The organism is Oleiphilus sp. HI0043 (assembly GCF_001634935.1).
Genome location: NZ_LWEY01001335.1, coordinates 1 through 1,242 on the forward strand (window position 1 = coordinate 1; position 1,242 = coordinate 1,242).

General features: G+C 43.1%; 2 protein-coding genes. Both read right to left on the bottom strand.

Translation table 11 applies throughout. The annotated features are described in order from the left end of the window. Positions 1-86 precede the first annotated feature (86 nt). The gene (locus A3729_RS17885; protein WP_068513786.1) at positions 87-488 is read right to left on the bottom strand and encodes a MaoC family dehydratase; all 402 of its coding nucleotides are present in this window, start codon (positions 486-488) and stop codon (positions 87-89) included. Positions 489-603: 115 nt separating this feature from the next. After that, positions 604-1,242, bottom strand: a 639-nt coding sequence (locus A3729_RS17890) for an HD-GYP domain-containing protein (protein WP_156497995.1), incomplete at its 5' end; no start/stop codon positions are given.

The window sequence follows — 1,242 nt, forward strand, 5'->3', positions numbered from 1 at the left end:
TCACGATATTCAAGGTTGTGACCAAGTCATATCTAAAATCGCCGCAGTACTGAATAAGCTGAGTACCGCAGCAATTAGTCAATAATTTAGCCAGCAAACATAACAACCGCTTCGCCTTCGATCACGGTTTCTCCCTGATCGTTTACACAGAGGGTGCTAAGCGTAATGATGGGCTTATCATTACGTATGTTGATAATCTCTACTGTTGCAGTGACTTCCTGATTAATAAATATTGGTTTCTTGAATTTTAAGTCCTGCCCCAAGTAAATGGTACCTTCTCCGGGCAGGTGTTTTCCTAACAAACCAGAAAAAAGGCTTGAAACAAGCATCCCGTGGACTATTTGTTTACCAAATGGTGTCTTGGCTGCATAGTCGGCGTCAAGGTGGACCGGGTTGAAGTCAAGTGATAACTCTGCAAAAGCATTTACTTCTGCTTCAGAAAAACGTTTGCTGATACTTGCGCTTTGGCCAAGACTAACTTTCGACATACTTGTTTTATTCCCTTAATGCTTGTTGTGAGTGATGAGCCGGTAGTGACTAGCTCGATATTAGTTTGTCTACATTAAAAAAAGGTGACACTGATAGACGTCAAGCCAAGGGTATTTAGCCAATAATATTTTCTTTGAATTGTCGTTGGATTTCTTCGACTAGCTCGCGATTTTTAATTAGTGCATCAACGCATTCCCTATCCAGCTTAGTGCCAGCCATGGCGTCAATTTTTGCGAAAGCATCATCGTTTGACCAAGCTTTTTTATAAGGTCTCTCACTGGTTAGTGCGTCAAAGACATCGGCTACTGCGACAATTCTTGCCTCGATAGGGATATCTTGGGCAACTAGCCCATCAGGGTAGCCGGAACCGTCGTAGGCTTCGTGATGGTGGTGGGCGATATTTTTCAGAATGTCGATGTAGTTGAGGCTATCTAGGCTGAAGTTTTCTAACAGCGTATCGATTAGCTCCTTGCCTTTCTCTGCGTGAGATTTCATGATCTCGAATTCTTGATCATCTAACTTTCCTGGCTTTAAGAGTACAGAGTCGGGAATACTAATCTTGCCAATATCATGCAAAGGTGAGAACAGGAAAATATGCTCGACAAACTGGTCGTCAAAACCATATTTATGCGCCAGCTCGTCAGCGATTAGTCTTGAAAATCGGGACATTCGGTCGATGTGCATTGCTGTTTCAGGGTCACGATGGTGAGTGAAATTCATGGCGCTTCTGACAGTTGCTTGTAAGGTACCTAC